This is a genomic window from Paraburkholderia diazotrophica, from assembly GCF_900108945.1.
In the GTDB taxonomy this organism is placed as follows: Bacteria; Pseudomonadota; Gammaproteobacteria; order Burkholderiales; family Burkholderiaceae; genus Paraburkholderia; species Paraburkholderia diazotrophica.
On record NZ_FNYE01000024.1, the window covers coordinates 17,080 to 34,569 of the forward strand.

General features: G+C 63.8%; 12 protein-coding genes. 8 read left to right on the plus strand and 4 right to left on the minus strand.

Annotation, left to right across the window (positions count from 1 at the left end; translation table 11 throughout):
• The first annotated feature begins 56 nt into the window (after positions 1-56).
• The 7 genes from BMW76_RS25775 (at position 57) to BMW76_RS25805 (ending at position 11,108) form a co-directional block, all read left to right on the plus strand.
• A complete protein-coding gene (locus BMW76_RS25775; protein WP_245763387.1) occupies positions 57-632 on the plus strand; it encodes a class I SAM-dependent methyltransferase in 576 nt (191 codons plus the stop codon).
• Between the two features lie 448 nt (positions 633-1,080).
• The gene (locus BMW76_RS25780) at positions 1,081-2,625 is read left to right on the plus strand and encodes a trypsin-like peptidase domain-containing protein (protein ID WP_090870345.1); all 1,545 of its coding nucleotides are present in this window, start codon (positions 1,081-1,083) and stop codon (positions 2,623-2,625) included.
• Positions 2,626-2,841: 216 nt separating this feature from the next.
• Positions 2,842-4,107: a chromate efflux transporter gene (chrA, locus tag BMW76_RS25785; RefSeq protein WP_090870347.1), complete on the plus strand. Its 1,266-nt coding sequence runs from the start codon at positions 2,842-2,844 to the stop codon at positions 4,105-4,107.
• 161 nt (positions 4,108-4,268) lie between these two features.
• A complete protein-coding gene (locus BMW76_RS25790; protein WP_090870349.1) occupies positions 4,269-5,303 on the plus strand; it encodes a LuxR C-terminal-related transcriptional regulator in 1,035 nt (344 codons plus the stop codon).
• A gap of 400 nt (positions 5,304-5,703) precedes the next feature.
• Positions 5,704-7,425, plus strand: coding sequence for an adenylate/guanylate cyclase domain-containing protein (locus BMW76_RS25795; RefSeq protein WP_245763388.1), 1,722 nt, complete (start codon positions 5,704-5,706; stop codon positions 7,423-7,425).
• Positions 7,426-7,472: 47 nt separating this feature from the next.
• Entirely contained in the window at positions 7,473-8,774 is a 1,302-nt protein-coding gene (locus BMW76_RS25800) for a phosphatase PAP2 family protein (RefSeq protein WP_090870351.1), read from the plus strand.
• Between the two features lie 30 nt (positions 8,775-8,804).
• Positions 8,805-11,108, plus strand: coding sequence for a S8 family serine peptidase (locus BMW76_RS25805; RefSeq protein WP_090870353.1), 2,304 nt, complete (start codon positions 8,805-8,807; stop codon positions 11,106-11,108).
• Positions 11,109-11,188: 80 nt separating this feature from the next.
• On the opposite strand, the gene BMW76_RS25810 is transcribed toward BMW76_RS25805, so the two are convergent.
• Positions 11,189-11,455, minus strand: a complete 267-nt coding sequence (locus tag BMW76_RS25810; RefSeq protein WP_090870355.1) for a hypothetical protein — start codon at positions 11,453-11,455, stop codon at positions 11,189-11,191.
• A gap of 293 nt (positions 11,456-11,748) precedes the next feature.
• Positions 11,749-14,142: a TonB-dependent receptor gene (locus tag BMW76_RS25815; RefSeq protein ID WP_090870357.1), complete on the minus strand. Its 2,394-nt coding sequence runs from the start codon at positions 14,140-14,142 to the stop codon at positions 11,749-11,751.
• Positions 14,143-14,395: 253 nt separating this feature from the next.
• Between BMW76_RS25815 and BMW76_RS25820 the strand changes: the two genes are divergently transcribed.
• On the plus strand, positions 14,396-15,574 hold the full coding sequence (locus tag BMW76_RS25820) for a sensor histidine kinase (RefSeq protein WP_245763389.1): 1,179 nt from the start codon (positions 14,396-14,398) through the stop codon (positions 15,572-15,574).
• On the opposite strand, the gene BMW76_RS25825 is transcribed toward BMW76_RS25820, so the two are convergent.
• On the minus strand, positions 15,505-16,230 hold the full coding sequence (locus BMW76_RS25825) for a response regulator transcription factor (protein ID WP_090870359.1): 726 nt from the start codon (positions 16,228-16,230) through the stop codon (positions 15,505-15,507). The two genes, BMW76_RS25820 and BMW76_RS25825, sit on opposite strands and share 70 nt — an antisense overlap.
• Positions 16,227-17,489 carry a pyrroloquinoline quinone biosynthesis protein PqqE gene (gene pqqE, locus BMW76_RS25830; protein ID WP_090870361.1) on the minus strand — a complete coding sequence of 421 codons (1,263 nt, stop codon included), beginning with the start codon at positions 17,487-17,489 and terminating at the stop codon, positions 16,227-16,229. Before pqqE ends, BMW76_RS25825 begins: the two co-directional genes overlap by 4 nt.
• Position 17,490 lies beyond the last annotated feature (1 nt).

The following is a 17,490-nucleotide window of genomic DNA, read 5'->3' on the forward strand; positions in this document are numbered from 1 at the left end:
TGACAGGCGCGCGTGCCTGCCAGTGCATTTTTTTGTGTTTCGCCAGGGGAGCGAACGTGAGCTTCTTCAGATGTGTCTTGCTGCGTGCATTCGGCCGCCCGCAAGGCGCGCTCGGACGAATCGGCGGCAGGATCATGGCGAACATGAACGCGCCGTGCGCGGCATGGGCGATCGATCTGCTCGACGTTCGCGCAAGCGACCGCGTGATCGAGATCGGCTTTGGACCGGGCGTCGGCATTCAGCTTCTCGCGCAGAAGGCGACAGCGGGCAAGATCGCGGGCGTCGATCCGTCGCCGGAGATGCTCGCGCAGGCCGCCGCGCGCAACACGCAAGCGATCGCGCGCGGACAGGTCGATCTGCGCCAGGGCTCGGCCGAGCGCCTGCCCTTCGACGACGATATATTCGACAAGGCGCTCGCGGTCAACTCGATGCAAGTCTGGCCCGATGCGGCTGCCGGTCTTGCCGAGCTGAGGCGAGTGATGAAGCCGGGTGCAACGCTCGCGCTCGCCTTCACGATCCATTCGGGTCAACAACAAAGCGGCCTTCTCGAACGCGTGACGGGCGCCCGTTTCGCCGACGCAAAACTGACACAGAAGGACGGCGATGCTTTCTGTGTGACCGCCCGAGCGTGACAGCAAGCAGGCTGTAACGGCTTGGCATTCAACGCACCTGAAATGATCGGCGCACCGGCAGCCGTGCATTCGACGCACGCCAGGATTTGTACTCGCTGCAATTTTCTCTGCGCTTCCCTATAAATCAATCAGGACGAACGCCGCGTTCTTCACAACGGCTGAGCCGTGGGAACGCGCGTGCGAGCGTATCGCTCGCATCCCTCATCGTCCATCGCGGCAAACATGCAGCTGAATCTCACGTCGGCTTCGATCCGCCGAAAAACGCATAACGGGTCGATCTCATCCATGCGCGCTCGCGCATGGAGCGCCCGACCCTATCCGTCGCGCCGGCTGACTGGGCTCCTTTTCTTTTCGACTTCATCGGTGTGCTGCATCACACTCGCTTGCCGCCGCGCGCGAAATAATTTCTTCACAGTGCCAGGCATAACGACCGCCATGGAGGTGCGCTGTGCTTCACCCGACCCTATCCCGCAGCGTGTTTTACATCGCCGTGACGACGGCATGTCTCGCCGGCTATTCCTGCACCGACGCATTCGCGGCGACCGCGTCTCCCGCCGCCGCGTCCGCATCCGCGGGGGCCGTCGCGCCAGCGAAAGAGAAGCGGACCGCACCGGCGAACACGTCCATCGACTTTCCGATGATCGTCGAGCGTTATGGGCCGGCTGTCGTGAACATCCGCGCGGTGGTGCAGGACAAGACGGCGGCGGGCGCGGCGCCCGCTTCGGCTACGGCGCCGGCTTCGGGGCCTGGCTCCGAGGCGATCGACGGTGACGATCCACTCTTCGCGTTCTTCAAGCAGACCATGCCGCATTCGCAGGACGGCCAGAGCAGTTCGCCGCGCGCGATCTCGGGTGTCGGCTCGGGTTTTATCGTGAGCCCGAACGGCCTCATTCTGACGACGGCGCATGTCGTCGATCAGTCGGATGACGTGACCGTTCGCCTGACCGACCGGCGCGAGTTCAAGGCGAAGGTGGTGGCCGTCGATACGCAGAGCGACGTCGCCGTGATCCAGATCGACGCGACGAAGCTGCCGACCGTCAAGCTCGGCGACTCGACGCGCGTGCGAGTCGGCGAGCAGGTGCTGACGATCGGCTCGCCCGACAGCTACCAGAACACGGTGACGGCGGGCATCGTCAGCGCGACTTCGCGCACGCTCGCCGATGGCAGCACGTTTCCGTTCTTCCAGACGAACGTTTCGTTGAACCCCGACAATTCCGGCGGCCCCGTGTTCAACCGCGCGGGCGAAGTGGTCGGCATCGACGTGCAGGTATACGGCGATGGCGAACGTTCCCAGAGCCTGACGTTCGCTATCCCGATCAATATGGCGAACAAGGTGCGCGCGCAGTTGCAAAGCCAGGACAAGAACGCGAACGCGCGCGGCAGCCTGGGCATCCAGGTGCAGGACGTCGATCCGGGGCTGGCGGGCGCATTCGGCCTGCCGCGCGCGGCGGGTGCGCTCGTGATCGCCGTCGACCCGGGCAGCCCGGCTGCGGCGAGCAACCTCAAGCCCGGCGACGTGATCGTAAAACTCGCCGACAAGCCCGTCGAACACGCAGCCGATTTCGCCGCGCAGGACGAGGCGCTGCCATTGGGAACGAAAGTCCCGCTGACGCTCATTCGCAATCGCAAGCAGATGACGGTGATGGTCGGCGTCGGCGCATCGGCGCAACAGCCGGATGCTGCCGGGGGCACGGAGGTGAGCACGAGCATGAGCGGTGCAGGTCCGCTGGATCATCTCGGCCTCACGATGCATCCCCTCACGGATGACGAGCGGCGCACCACGGGCCTCGCCGAAGGTCTGATGGTCGAGAACGTGTCGGGGACGGCGGGCAGCGCCGGCATCAAGCCCGGCGATGTCGTGCTGTCGCTCAACGGCACGCTGGTCGCATCGCAGGATGAACTCGCGTCGCTCGCGGCGAAGGCGGGCAAGAAGGCCGCGTTGCTGATCCAGCGCAATCACGCGCGCAGCTTCGTGACCGTCGATCTCAAGTGAAGCGCGAAGCAGGACGGGCGATCGGCACACGATGCCCGCTCTGCACACCGACTAAAAGCGCAAGACGGGCGGCTGTTCCCGTTCATCTCACTGCCGGCGCGCCCACGTAAGCTGGATAACACCTCGCGCTCGCGGTTTGCGTTAGAGTGATGCGCGCATTGCCGTTCACATCGGCGCAATGCGCGAATCCAGACTTCACGCCCGTCGGCGACCTTTATGGAAAGTGAAAGCACGTCGCGTCGACAGACGCGCGCAGGCAACGCATTCGAAGTGCTATGGGTCTTCCTGCAAATGGGCTGCACCTGCTTCGGCGGGCCGATTGCGCACCTTGGATATTTCCGCCGCGAGTTCGTCGAGCGCCGCCGCTGGCTCGACGATAAGACATACTCCGATCTCATTGCGCTGTGCCAGTTCCTGCCCGGACCGGCGAGCAGCCAGGTCGGCTTTTCGATTGGCTTGCTGCGCGCCGGATGGTGGGGCGGGCTCGCGGCGTGGCTGGGCTTCACGCTGCCTTCGGCAGTCTTGCTGACGGGTTACGCGAGCCTTGCACGACTGCTCGACAACACGCTCGGCAAAGGACTCGTTCATGGGCTGAAGCTGGTCGCCGTGGCCGTCGTCGCGCAGGCGATCTGGGACATGGCGCGCCGCCTGTGTCCCGATCGTGCGCGCGCCGCGATTGCGCTTGCCGCGCTCGCGCTGCTGAGCGTGCTCGATACGGTGTACGCGCAGCTCATCGTGATCGGCGGCGGCGCGTTGCTCGGCATCGTCGTGTGGCGAATGTCGGTGGCATCGTCGGCATCGGTGGCATCGTCGGCACCCGTTGCAGGCAGCGCTTCCGCCGACGCGCACGCCTTCGCCTTGCCGCGCGCCGCAAGCGGCATTGCGCTCGTGCTGTTCTGCGTTCTGCTCGCAGGCTTGCCCGCACTGGAAGCGCTTCTGCCTGCCACGTGGACGATCAGGATCTTCGATGTGTTCTATCGTTCGGGCGCGCTCGTGTTCGGCGGCGGCCATGTCGTGCTGCCGCTGCTGCAACAGGCGACGGTCGCAAGCGGATGGATTTCTGCGAATGATTTTCTCGCGGGCTACGGCGCGGCGCAGGCCGTTCCGGGACCGCTCTTCACGTTCGCGTCGTACCTCGGCTGGATGATGAGCCCTTCATCCGCGCACTGGCTCGGCGCGCTCTGCGCAACCGTCGGCATCTTTCTGCCGGGACTGCTGCTCGTCATCGCCGTGTTGCCGCACTGGCAGGCATTGAGAACGCGTCCGTCCGTTGCCGCATTGCTTGCGGGCGCGAATGCCGCCGTCGTCGGTCTGCTGGCGAGCGCGTTTTATGCGCCTGTGTGGACGAGCGCCGTATTGTCGGCAACCGATTTCGCCGTCGCAGTCGTGTCGCTGTTCCTGCTCACGTGCTGGAACGTGCGGCCTTTGCTCGTCGTGCTGTTGTGCGCGGGTGCGGGAATCGTCGAGACGTTCGTGCGTTGAAGCACTGAAACCCGATCGGCAGCGAGACGCATTGTCTTGCGTCGCCTATAACGGTTAGCGACGCGCACGCTTTCATTCGCCACGACACTATATTCATACGATAAAGACGGCTGCAAGCAGTGCGTACGGACTCTGGACCATCCGGAAAGCACGTCACGCGCATGCTGATTCTTTTCATCGCTCCCGCAGGTCTGTTTCGCGATGGCGTCGCGCGTCTGCTCGGCGACCTGGCCGAGTGCGTGCAAGTGAAATGCGCGGACTTCGCCTCGAACATACTCGACGATGAACGGCTCGCCGACCTCGTCGTGCTCGACGGCGACAGCGTGCCCGACGCGCTCAGCGTGGCCCACGCGTCGCAGCGGCTGCAGACGGGACTGCCCGTGCTCGTGCTGTTGACGGCCGTCGATCCGCAGACCGTCGAGGAATTCGTCGCGGCAGGCGTCGCGGGCCATCTCGACAAATCGGAATCGGGCGAGGCGCTGCTGGATGCGCTGCGTCTTCTGCTCGCGGGCAGCCGGTATCCCGCTTCGACGCCGCTCGTGCCGGATGAAGCAGCGCTGCGTGCAACTGAGAACGATGTGCACGCATCCGATGCGCTCGCCGACGAAATCAAGGAGCACGTGTTGACGCCGCGCCAGATCCAGGTGCTTGCGCTGGCGGCGCGCGGCGAAACGAACAAGTCGATCGCGAAGCAGTTGAACATCACGGAGGGCACCGTCAAGGTGCATCTGTACACCGTGTACAAGGCGCTGAAGGTCGGCAGCCGCGGGCAGGCGAGCGTGGCGGCCGCGCGGCTGCGGCAGATCGGCGATGCGCAGTTGCATCGCGCGCTCGATGGCCAGCTTTCCGTCGGCAGGCTGCTCGCGTTCACGACGCCCACGCGCTTCAAGTCCGGCGAAGTGCTCTTTCACAAGAACGATCCCAGCGATGCGCTGTACTACGTCGTGCGCGGCACCGTGAGTCTCGCGGAGATCAATATCGAAGTGGGGCGCGGCGCGATACTCGGCGAGATCGGACTCTTCTCGCCCGACCATCGGCGTACCTGCACCGCGCGCTGCGTCAGCGATTGCGAACTGCTGATGGTATCGGCCACTGACGCGATGCGCCTCTACTATCAGGACCCCGAGTTCGCGACGTATCTGATCCACCTGATCACGCGGCGACTCGAAGCGGACAAGCTGCGCTCGAAAAGCTAGTTTCGTTTGCAGCGGTTTATTTACATACGCGCTATCAATCGCTGTGCCCTCGTTCCCATCAACGAATGACGCACGTGCGTTGCAAGAAAAAAGGCCGTTTTAAACGGTATTTTTTGATCTATAACACATAGCAATCGCACGTCGATCCGAGGTGTCGGGCGCGCATTCCACAGCGCCCGGCAAGACAGGCGAACCATCCGTTTGTTCGATCAACTCTGCGCAGCGCCATATGGCGCGTGTGCCGCAATTGCATTGCGAGACATTCGCAGAGTTGCCTCATCGCGATGCAACGGATCGTGAGCCGGTAGCAGGTGCTCTTCAAAAAGGCTTGAAGAAGGTGATCACAGATTCTTCCTGCCCATCCGACGGATTGGCGCGCGTCGTCCGCACGGTTCTGTTCATGGACCTCGTGGAATCGTGCCGGCTGATCCAGGACAACGAAGTGGAAGCAGCGGGACGGTGGCGCAAGTTCAAGGCACACATCGAGAACGACATCGTACCCGCGCATCGCGGACGGCTGATCAGAACGGAAGGCGACGGACTGATGGTCACGTTCGTCGAGCTGCGCGACGGGCTCGCGGCGACCTTCGAGATCCAGCACGCGTCGGGCGAAGTCAACACGGGGCTGCCGCCGCAGCAGCACATGTTGTTGCGCATGTGCCTGCACGTCACCGAGCTATACGAAGACGAGCGCGACGTCTATGGCCGCGGCGTCAATCTCGCGGCGCGGCTCTATACGCTCGCGGGGCCTGGCGAGATCGTCGTTTCGGCGCAGGTGCGGGATCAGCTGACACCCGATCTCGATGCCGACATCGAAGATCTGGGCGAATGTCACGTCAAGCATTTCGATCAGCCCGTGCGCGCGTATCGGATCGGCCCGCCTGGTCCGCGTCCCGTGATCGAACGCGGGACCGCATTCCTGCCCGAGCTGCGGCCGACGATCGCCGTGATTCCTTTCGCGTCGCGCGGCAGCGAGGCGGGGCAACAGGTGCTCGGCGAAGTGATGGCGGACGAGATCATCTCGTCGCTGTCGCGCACGGCCGAACTGCAAGTGATCTCGCGTCTGTCGACGACGGCGTTTCGCGAGCGCGATGCGACGCTCGACGAAATCAGTGCGTTTCTCGGCGCGCGTTACGTGCTGTCGGGCGCGTATCGGACGTCGGGCGATCAGGTCGTGCTGGTCGCCGAACTCGCGGAAGCGAAGTCGCGCCACATTCTGTGGACGGCGAGCATCAAAGGGCGCGCGACGCACATCATGCTCGGCGAAGACGAAATGATCGATCGCATCGTCGCCGAAACGAGCGGCGCGATCATCGACCGCGAGTTGCAGCGCGCGCGCTCGCAGGCGCTGCCGACGCTCGAAAGCTCGACGCTGCTGATGAGCGCGATCGTGCTGATGCATCGCGGCGTCTCGCATGATTTCAATCGTGCGCGCGACATGCTCGAAGCGCTGATCGAGCGTGCACGCAGACAGGCCTTGCCGCATGCGTGGCTCGGGAAATGGCACGTACTGCGTTTCAATCGAGGCTGGACCAACGATCGCGCCGCCGAGGCGCAGGCCGCGCTTGGCTGCACGCGCCGCGCACTCGACGCCGATCCCGAATGCTCGCTCGCGATGACGATCGACGGCTTCGTGCATACGAACCTCCTCAAGCAGCTCGACGTCGGACAGCAGCGCTACGAAAGCGCGCTCGCGGTCAATCCAAACGATTCGCTTGCGTGGCTGCTCAAAGGCACGCTGCTCGCATTCGAAGGCGAAGGCGATGAAGCCGTCGACGCGACCGAGCGCGCGCTGCGCCTGTCGCCGCTCGATCCGTTGCGCTACTTCTACGAATCACTGGGCGCGACGGCGGCGCTGTCGGCCGGGCGCTATGAGCGCGCCGTCGAACTCGCGCAGCGCTCGTTGCGCGTGAATCGCACCCATACATCGACATTGCGCGCGCTGGCGATTGCGCAATCGCTGCTCGGCGATGTCTATGCCGCGAGGCTGACGCTCAACGAAGTACTCGCGATCGAGCCGACGCTGACGGTCACGAGCTATCTCGAACGCTCGCCGAGCGGCGCGTACAAGACCGGGAAGATATGGTCGGAAGCATTGCGGCAGGCAGGCTTGCCTGCGTAAAAGAAGGTTTGAATGCGGTGCAGGATTCCTGACAGAGGAGGCCTATCGTGAGCGGACTTGGCGGTGCAGGAGGAGCAGGGGGAGCGGGTGGCGCAGGTGGTGCGGGCGGCGCAGGCGGAGCGGGTGGCGCAGGCGGTGCGGGCGGTGCAGGCGTGCCTTCGGGCGGCGGCGGCGCGGGCGGCGTCTACGATGTGGGCGGCGGGTCGGCGGATGGGCCGCTTCTTGCCGGCGCGCTGATCGGGCATCGCGATGGCATTGTCGGCAGCTGGCATCCGCCGGAACGCGTCACGGTCGATTTCGACAAGCAGAACTTCTGTGCAATCGACGACTACCGTCAGCTATGGCGATGGGAGCCGTGGGTGCGCGCGACGGTGTTCGATTTCGAGCTGCTGTCGAACCTGCACTTCTGGATACAGAACGAAGGGAGCAAGACGCTCGCGTATCCGCAGCTCTCGCACCGGCCGGCGAGGGGCGGCACCGGAATCGATATCGTGAGCCTGCATCGTCCGGATAAGGACGTGTTCGCGAAGCAGGCCGAATGGCTCGACTTCTATGCGGACCTTCGCGAAGATCGCTCAGCGGAAATTCTCTGCCAGATGGGGCCGCAACTGGCCTTCTGGAGCATGCTGATCTATCTGCATCCGAGCCGCACGCCGAAGACGATCGAACTGCTCGATACCGCAGTGCGCCTCGCGATTTACGCCGAAATCCGCTTCAAGCATGCAATCGCGGCGCCACGAGCGGTGGAGTACTCGCAACAGGTGCAGCCGATGATCCAGACGCCGGGGCACGGTTCGCTGCCGAGCGGCCACTCGACCCAGGCGTTCATCATCGCCGTCGTGCTGTGCGCGCTGTTCAAGCAGGGCCGCCATACCGTCTACTACCAGCAGGCGATGCGCCAGGCGTATCGCGTCGCCGTCAACCGAACGGTGGCGGGCGTTCATTTCCCCATCGACAGCATTGCGGGTCATGTGCTCGGCATCGCGCTCGGCGAGTACTTCGTCGCGCGCTGCATGCGCAACCTGAGGAAGCCGAGAGGAAGTGCGAAGCGCGATCCTCTCGCAGACGGCAAGATCACGTCGCGCGAGTTCAAGGGGCATGTGCTGTCGGCGAAGAACCCTGACGGCAATCCCGACTTCGATTATCACGAGCCGCTGAGCGACGACGATGTCGATGCATACGCAAAGGCGCACAAGATATCGAAGGCGACCGTGCTGGCGAAGTTTCCGTTTCTCGGCTGGAAGAAGCCGGGCGCGCAATCCGTCGACGGTTCGAACATTCTGTCGTGGCTGTGGAGCCAGGCTGAGAGCGAGTGGAACGGCAACGCCCTCGCGAACACGATGTTCTAGCGTCTTCATCCTGTTCGAGCGAGGTGGGCGATGACCTGGCAATCGTTGACGGGCAAGACGGGCGCGTGGAGCGGTCTGGACTGGACGGGGCGCGCGAACGGCACGGCGCGGGCCGACCCGTATCTGGCATGGGCCGATGCGACGCTGTTCGCCGATCTGGGCGGACCGCCTGCGGGCTGGGTGCGCGTCATCATCGAGCTCGAAGAGCTTGGGCCGGATGGCTCGCCGTTGACGGCGCAGTCGTTCGCGGAGAGTCTCGAAAGCACGCACGCGGGGTGGAAAGCGTGGCTACGTGTGTCGTCGCTCTATCGCTATCCGCCGCGCGATCTCGAGCACACGCACTTTCTGACGGCCTCCATCACGAAAGTGTTCTTTGCGAAACTCGATACGACGTTAAAGGGCTTCGTGAAGCGCTTCGAACTCGGCATGCCGATCGTGCCCGACGATCAGCCTGCTGGCGCATCGCAGGCCACGACGGCGCTCGCAACGGGCACGGGCCCGCAGTTCGCTGCCGCTTCCCAGGCAAAGACAGGCGCAGCGGGCGCGAAGCGCGAGCGCATCGTGTTCCTCGGCGTGATGGACGACGGCCTCGCATTCGCGCACGAACGCTTTCGTTCTTCCGGCGATCCGTCGGCCACGCGGATCGAATACTTCTGGAATCAGGACGACACGCCCGGCACGCCGCCTGGTCTGCACTATGGACGGGAACTTTCGAAGGCCGGCATCGACGATATGCTCGCGCGTTACACGCAAGGCGGATTGATCGACGAAGACGCCGCGTATCGGGAGGCAGGCTATATCGGCGTGCGCAGGCGCTGGGCGCACGGAACGGAAGCGCTGGACCTCGCAGGCGGCGTGCGGCCCGGCGATCTGCATGCGGCTTTCCTGCAGCGGCAGGGCGACGAAAGGAAGGCGCTGGAGAAAGTGCGTCTGATCGGCGTGCAGTTCAGGACGCCTGGACGGACCGTGCGCGATACGTCGGGACTCTGGTTCGCCACTCAGGCGCTCGATGCGATGCGCTACATCTTGCGCCGCGCCGACGATCTCGCGCGAAGCCACGGCCACGACTACTGCGTGGTGCTCAATCTGAGCTACGGCTATATGGCGGGACCGCATGACGGCAGCTCGATCATCGAACGGGCCATCGACGAGCTGATCGCTCAGCATCGCGATCTGTCCGTCGTCGTGCCCGCTGGGAACAGCAACCTGCTGCGCTGTCATGCGAATATCGAGCTTGCGCATGGCGAATCGAAGAGCCTCACATGGCGTGTGTTGCCCGATTGCGCGACGCCCAGTTTTCTGGAGATCTGGTTGCCCGAGCACGCCGATCCGTCGAAGGTCAAAATTCAGGTGTGCCCGCCGACGGGCGATAAAAGCCCTGCCATGTCGGTGAAAAATTTGTACGCGTGGCAACCGGGCAGCAATGTGCTGTGCGCATCCGTGTATCTGGACCGCGTCGCGACGGGCGACAACAGGATGATCCTGATCGCGCTCGCGCCCACGATCACGCGCGATCCGTCGCGCGATGCAACGCCGGCAGGCAACTGGAGCGTGACTGTATCGAACACGGCGCGTCGCGGCGACGCGCTGAACATACACGCGTGGGTACAGCGCAACGAAACGGCGTTCGGCTTTCCGATGCGCGGACGCCAGTCGCGCTTCGACGATCCGCTCTACAAGCGCTTCATCTCGGGTTCGCATGTGAGGGACTTCGATGAACGCAACATGGACTCGTGGATAAGGCGCGGCAGCACATTGAGTTCGATCGCGACGGGTGACTATACCGTCGTGGTCGGCGCTTATCGGCGTACGGACGGCAAGGCGGCGCTCTATTCATCGACGGGACCTTCATTGCGCACGAAGCAGAGGAACGGACCCGACGCGACTGCCGTCGGCGAGGACTCGCCCGCTTGCATCGGCGTGCTCGGCGCCAGCACGCGCAGCGGAAGTCTCGCCGCTATCACGGGGACGAGCGCGGCCGCGCCGCAGGTGTCGCGTCTATTCGCGCAAGCGAAGGTGACGGGCGATGCCGTGGTCATCACGCCGATGACGGCAGCGAAGAAGGCATCGAAGAATGTGTCGCAGAAAACAGCGAAGATCGCGCCGACGACGATGAATCCGCTCGCAAGCCGCAAGTGGATCGAACAGAAAGCGGCCGATGAAGACCAGCCGGGCGCATCGCCGCATGAACTTGTCCACGCCTGTCCTGCCACGGCGCGCCCGCCCGCCGTGCCCGTCGGAGAGCATGCGTGGCTGCCGAAATTGCCAGCGGAGCGGGGCGGCGCGGGGCGCTTTCAGTCACGCCGGTCGAAGAAACGCGGCATCGATCCGTAACGCGAATATGCAACGGGGCCTGTCTGCGCTGACAGGCCCCGCTTCGTGCCGGGCTTTCAAACAGCATGCAACCGCTTCGCTTAGTTGCCGCCCTTGAAGAGTTCGTTCAGACGCGCGGCTTCACCACTCTTTTGCGAGCGTACGAGATCCTGATAGACCTCGCTGCGCGTCTTTCCATGCGAGATGGTCGCGCCGCCCGACATCGACGTTGCCGACATGCCGGGGCCTTCCGAGTTGACGACGGTTTCCGGCGTCGTGGTTGCCGTGTTGGTAGCGCTTTCCTGTGCATACGCTTGCGACACTGACAGGCAGAGCACGCTGCCGCAGAGGATGAGCATCGTCTTCATTTGAGTCTCCTTCGAACAATTGCAGCGCATTACGCGGTTGCGCCGGACCGAGACAAAAGCGTGGGTCGCATTGGAAGAAAGCGGACAGCCACGCCGACTTTAGACGTGCACAACCATCAGAATCTGTAGCAAGACAGGATTGAATTCGTTGACACGTAGTCAGCCTCGCGAAAGCTCGGCCATGCGAAAGATGACTGTGCGGCCACGCGGCTTGAACCCAGTATGGTTTTCGCGGGCGCCTGGGCCTATATGACTTTGGTGGTAAGCGGGAATATAAAGTGTGCGTGCTTCAACTACTTCCACGCGTAACGCAAGCCGACCCACACGCCGCGCGGCGCGCCGATTCCGAGAAACTGCTCGTTGGTGACATTGTTCGGATCAAATGTATGGTTCGGCCCATTGAAGAAGTTCTCGCCGAGAATCGCAAAGTTCGCATAGTGCTTGTTCAGCAGATTCCTGACGGTCGCGAATACCTGTAGCTGCTTCGTCACGTTGTACGTCGTATCGAGATCGATCAGGAAGTAGCCCGCCACTGTGCCGTTCACATCCTGATTATTCTCGTCGCCGCGCGCGAAGATACTGCCGCGATACGTGAGGTTCGCGCCGATGTTCCACATCGCGATCGGTGTGTAGTCGACGCGCAGCTTCACGGTATTGGCGGGAATGCCCGGAATGCGGTCGCCCGGCTTCACGGTGATGTTGCCGTTCGCGTCGGCGCTCGAATTGCTCGCGCTGCTCTCCGTCCATGTCGATTGATACGTCGCGTCCACATAGCTATAGCTCGCGCTCACGCCGACGGGGCCGTACTTCGTGCGCGCCGCGAGCTCGATGCCTTGACGGCGCGTCTTGCCGACGTTCTGAAAGAAGCCGAGCGTGGTCGACGCGCCATTGCTGCTGACGAACTGGATGTCGTCGTCGAGCGTCGTGCGATAGAGCGCCGCACTCCATGTCGTATTGCCGCCGAGCCTTCCGCGCGCGCCGATTTCAAACGTCTTCGAGATCACGGGTTTCAGAGCCGGGTCGGCGATGAAGTCGTTCGGCAGCGAGCATGGCGCGTTCGCGTCCGCGCACGCGAGTTCGATCGACGTCGGCGAGCGCATGCCTTCGTTGTAGGTCGCATAGGCGGTGAAGTTGTCGGTCGGATTCCAGTTGACGCCGACGGCGGGATTGAACCGCGAGAACACATGGCGGCCATCGAGCAGCGGCTGCTGGCCGCTCTCGTCGCCGATCGTCGTGCGCGACCAGTTATAGCGGCCCGCAAGCGTCATCGACCATTGCTCGTTGAACGAAAACGTGTCGTTGAAATAGAGGCCGTATGTTTCGTTGCGCGTCTTCGCATCGGTGGTCGGCACGAATGGACCCGTGCCGATCGTCGCGCGCGTGTCGGTGAAGACCGCGTCTTGCGACGACTGGGTGAAATGCGAGTTCGCCAGATCGGCGGCCACGCCGAGCACCAGCTCATTGCGTTTGCCGAAGAGCTGTTGCAGCAGCGACAGTTGCAGGCTGCCGCCATAGCTTTCGGTGAAGATCGTCGATTGCAGGTTAATCGCGGGCGGCACATCGTCGGGACCGCCGGGATCGAAGTCGTCGTTGACGTTGCTGCTCACGTTCTCGTTGCGGTAGTGGCGATAGTAGAGATTGCCGCTCAACTGGATATGGGGCGTGAAGTAATGCTCGCCCGCGATTGTCAGATAGCCGACCTCGTTCCTGTTCTGATCCGGAAACGTGTAAGCCTGCGAACGGTTGTCGAGGAACGAGCGCGGGATCGTCTGCGAGCCGTCGAGCGTGTTGTCCGCAGCGCCCGCGGAGATCGACAGCGTGTTGTCGGCATCGTGATAACGCAGCTTGCCGAATGCCTGGCGCAGACGGCTGCCGTTGTGATCGGCCCAGCCGTCGTCGTTGATTGCGTTCGCCGTGAAGTAGTAGTCGAGGTTGCTGCCGATCATTCCGCCTTGCTGGATCTGCGCGCTCTTGCGTCCCCACGAGCCGCCGCTGATCTCGGCCTCGCCGCCCGGCGACGTGCTGCCGTTCTTCGTCGTGATCGCGATTGCGCCGCCGAGCGTGTTGAGGCCGAAGGTCGGATTCGAGCCGGGAATAAGCTGGATCGTTTCGATTGCGGCTTGCGGTATCAGGTCCCAGTTGACGACGTCGCCGAATGGCTCGTTGACGCGCACGCCGTCGAGAAACACGGACAGTCCCTGCGGCGTGCCGACCAGCGGCGAAGCCGTGAAGCCGCGATAGTTGATGTCGACCTGCGACGGGTTGCCTTGTGCATCGTTGATATCGACGCTCTGCAGATTGCTCGCGAAGTAGTCGGTGAGCGTGTTCGGATGCTGCCCGGCAATCTCGCGGCCACGGATGGTCTGCACGTTCGCGGGCACGAGCTCGATGGCCGTGCCGATGCCGACGAGCGGCGTCGTGCCGATCACGAGTATCGACGGCTGTACGGTTTCCTGCGGAGGGTTCTGGTTTTGCGCGACATCTTGCGAAACGCTTTGCGATTCGTTTTGTGCCGTGTTTTGTGGTGCTTCGTGCGTTGTCGCTTGCTGCACGCTGATGGGTGTTGTCGCTTCCTGCGACCATGCGCCCGCGCTGAGACTCGCCAGCGCGCCGCCGACTACGAGCTGAATCGTGCCGTTGCGCGGATGCCGGCGCGCGCGCCGCGACGTGCGCCGCGTATGTTTCATGGTTGTCGTCTCCAGCGGGTTGTTCTAGCGTTGTCGGCGGCGACCGATCGTTGGGGCTACGCATGAATGGCTGTCTGCAGCTTGTAGGCTGCTGCATACCTTGACCACCGACCGATGCAGCGTCGCATATGAAGGGTGTGTATCGCCCGGGAAGCTTTCCCGATTCTTTCGGGAAGCCTTCCCTGACGCATCCAGGAAGCGAAAGGCGCCCGTCGGATGAGTAGAATGAGTCACTGCTTCCATCGATACGCTCATGCCCGAAGCTCTCTCTCCAGTGAATGCGAACCCGGCGCCGGACCCGCGGCAAGCAGCAGGCAGCCGGGCCGATGCGGCGAGCGCAACGCAAGCGCCCGCCGCGCAACAGCGCGCGACGCCGTCGCGCGAGGCGGAGGGTCACGCGAAAGGTCACGCGCAACGTCACGTAAAAGGCCACGACCGCGCAAAAGAATCACGCTCGGCCGCATGGATCGAATTCGTGTGCGTCGTGATGCTGGCGGCGATCGTCTGGGCGTTGTGCGCGACGTTCGATGTCAGCGAGCTTACGTATCACTGGAGCCGCAATAGCGAGCGCTATCAGCTCGACGAACTGCCCGTGACGATGTTCGTGCTCGCCGCGGGCTGCGCATGGTTCGCGTGGCGGCGCTATCGTGAATCACAGAGGGAATTGCTGCGCAGGCGCGCAGCGGAGGAGAAGGCCGAGCGGTTGCTCGCCGACAACCGGCGCCTTGCGAGCGAGGGCATCGAAGCGCAGGAAGCGGAGCGCCGTCATCTCGCGCGTGAACTGCACGACGAACTGGGTCAGTACCTGAACGCGATCGCGCTCGATGCCGCGCGGATTCGCGATCTGTCGGCGGATGGCGATGAGATTCATCGCGCGTCGCTTGCCGTGATGCAAAGCGCGAGCTTCGTCTACCGGCAGATCGGCGGAATGATCCGCAAGCTGCGGCCCATCGGCCTCGATGAACTCGGCTTGCCGAGCGCACTGGAGCATTGCGTCGAAGGCTGGCGCGAACGCCTGCCCGATGCGTCGTTCAAGCTCACCATCGACGGCGACTTCGACGGCTTCACCGACGCGCTCAACATCACGCTCTACCGCTTCGTGCAGGAAGCGCTGACGAACGTGTCGAAGTTCGCGCGCGAGTCGAACGTCGAGATCTATCTGGTGAGAGCGCCGCTTGACGGCGAGCGCGGCGGCGAGGTCGTCGTGACGGTCGCCGACGACGGCCCCGGCGCCGATCTGTCGAAGCCTCGGGCGGGGCTAGGTCTCGTCGGCATGCGCGAGCGTGTCGAGGCGCTCGGCGGCGAGTTCCATGTCGCGAGCGAGCCGGGACGAGGCTTTCTGCTATGCGCGCGCGTGCCGCCTCATGTCGGGCTGCCCGAGCCCAGCGTTCCGAGTGTACCCATCGAACCCGACGAGCCGAAGAGTTCGTGAGGCGCAGCCAGTTCGGAGAACTGTAGCCCGAGACGCTGCGCGATCTGCACGAGCTGCACGCCATTGTTCGCGCCGAACTTCTGCCGGATCGCCGACTGATGATTCGCAATCGTCTTCTGGCTCAGGCCGAGCCGCTCGGCGATCACGGGCAGCGTATAGCCCTGCACGAGCAGACGCAGCACTTCGAACTCGCGCGCGGACAGCTGGCGTCCGGGCGGTCCTTCGTTGAACATCGTCCGCAATGCGAGCGCGTGGGAGACGTCCGCGCTCAGATAGCGCACGCGCCGCGCGACGGCGCGCACCGCTTCGACGAGCACATCGGGGGCGCTCGCCTTCGTCACATAGCCGCTCGCGCCCGCATCGAACGCGCGGCGCACGAAGAGCGCCTCTTCGTGCACGCTGAAGATCAGCACACGCGCATCGGGCTCGCGCGCGAGCATCCGGCGCATTGCTTCGATGCCGCTTGCGCCCGGCATCGCAAGATCCATCACGACGACATCCGGCTGCAACGCGCAGAAGCGCTGATAAGCCTGCATCGCGTCGGCCGCTTCGCCCGCGACGCGCACATCGGGGCTCAGTTCTAGCAGACGTCGATAGCCTTCGCGCACGACGGCATGATCGTCGACGAGAAGCACGGAGATGGCGGACGTCGTCATGATCGCGTTTTCTCTTTTGGGGGCGTCGCTGTCGTTGTCGTTCCCGTTCCCGTTGCCGCACGCGTGCCGCCATGTGCGCCGCTTTCCGAACCGCCGGCGAACCGCCGCGAGTTCGCGTCGTTGCGGAACATGACGGGCTGTTCGTCGGGTGCAAGCGCCGCGCCGCGCCGGGCCGCGTCGCGCACGACGTTCACGACGTGCTCGTGATGCTCCGACTTGTCGCAGACGGGATCGGCATTGGCGGCGTCGTGTGTCAGCAGATACGCCTGGCAGCGGCAGCCGCCGAGGTCTTTTTCTTTTTCGTCGCAACTGCGGCACGGCTCCTTCATCCACTCGAAGCCGCGAAAGCGGTTGAACGCGTCGCTCGCGTACCAGATGTCGGCGAGCGGCATCTCCTTCACGTTCGGAAACGTGAGGCCCGGGAGCGAGCGCGCCGAATGACAGGGCAGCGCGGCGCCATCGGGCGCGACGCCGAGGAACACCGAGCCCCAGCCGTTCATGCAGCGCTTGGGCCGCGTTTCGAAGTAGTCGGGCACGACGAAGAAGATCTTGCAGCGGTTGCCGATCTCCTTGCGATACCGTTCGACCACGGCTTCTGCTTCGCGCAGCTGCTCGGCCGTCGGCATCAGCTGCGCGCGGTTCGCGTGCGCCCAGCCGTAGTACTGCGTGTTCGCAAGCTCCAGATATTCGGCGCCCATCGCGAGCGCCATGTCGATGATCTTGTCGACGTGCGGCAGGTTATAGCGATGCAGCACGCAGTTGAGCACCATCGGAAAGCCGTGCGCCTTGATCGAACGCGCGACGCGGTTCTTCAGGTCGAACGTGCGCGTGCTGCTCAGAAAGTCGTTCAGCTCCTGGGTCGAATCCTGAAACGACAACTGGATGTGATCGAGTCCGTTCGCCTTCAGCACGTCGAGCCGCGCATCCGTCAGTCCGACGCCCGATGTGATCAGGTTCGTATAGAAGCCGAGCTTGTGCGCTTCGGCGACGAGTTCTTCGAGATCGTCGCGCATCAGCGGCTCGCCGCCTGAAAAGCCGAGTTGCGCGGCACCGAGCTTGCGCGCCTCGCGCAATACGCCGATCCATTGCGCGGTGCTCAGCTCGTCGCGATGATGGGTGTAGTCGACCGGGTTGTAGCAGAACGCGCAATGCAGCGGACAGCGGTACGTCAGTTCCGCCAGCAGCCACAACGGCGGGCCGACATCGCCGCGCTCCGGCTGCTGCGCGTGCTCCCGTTCCGCAATCGCGAGATCGCTCATG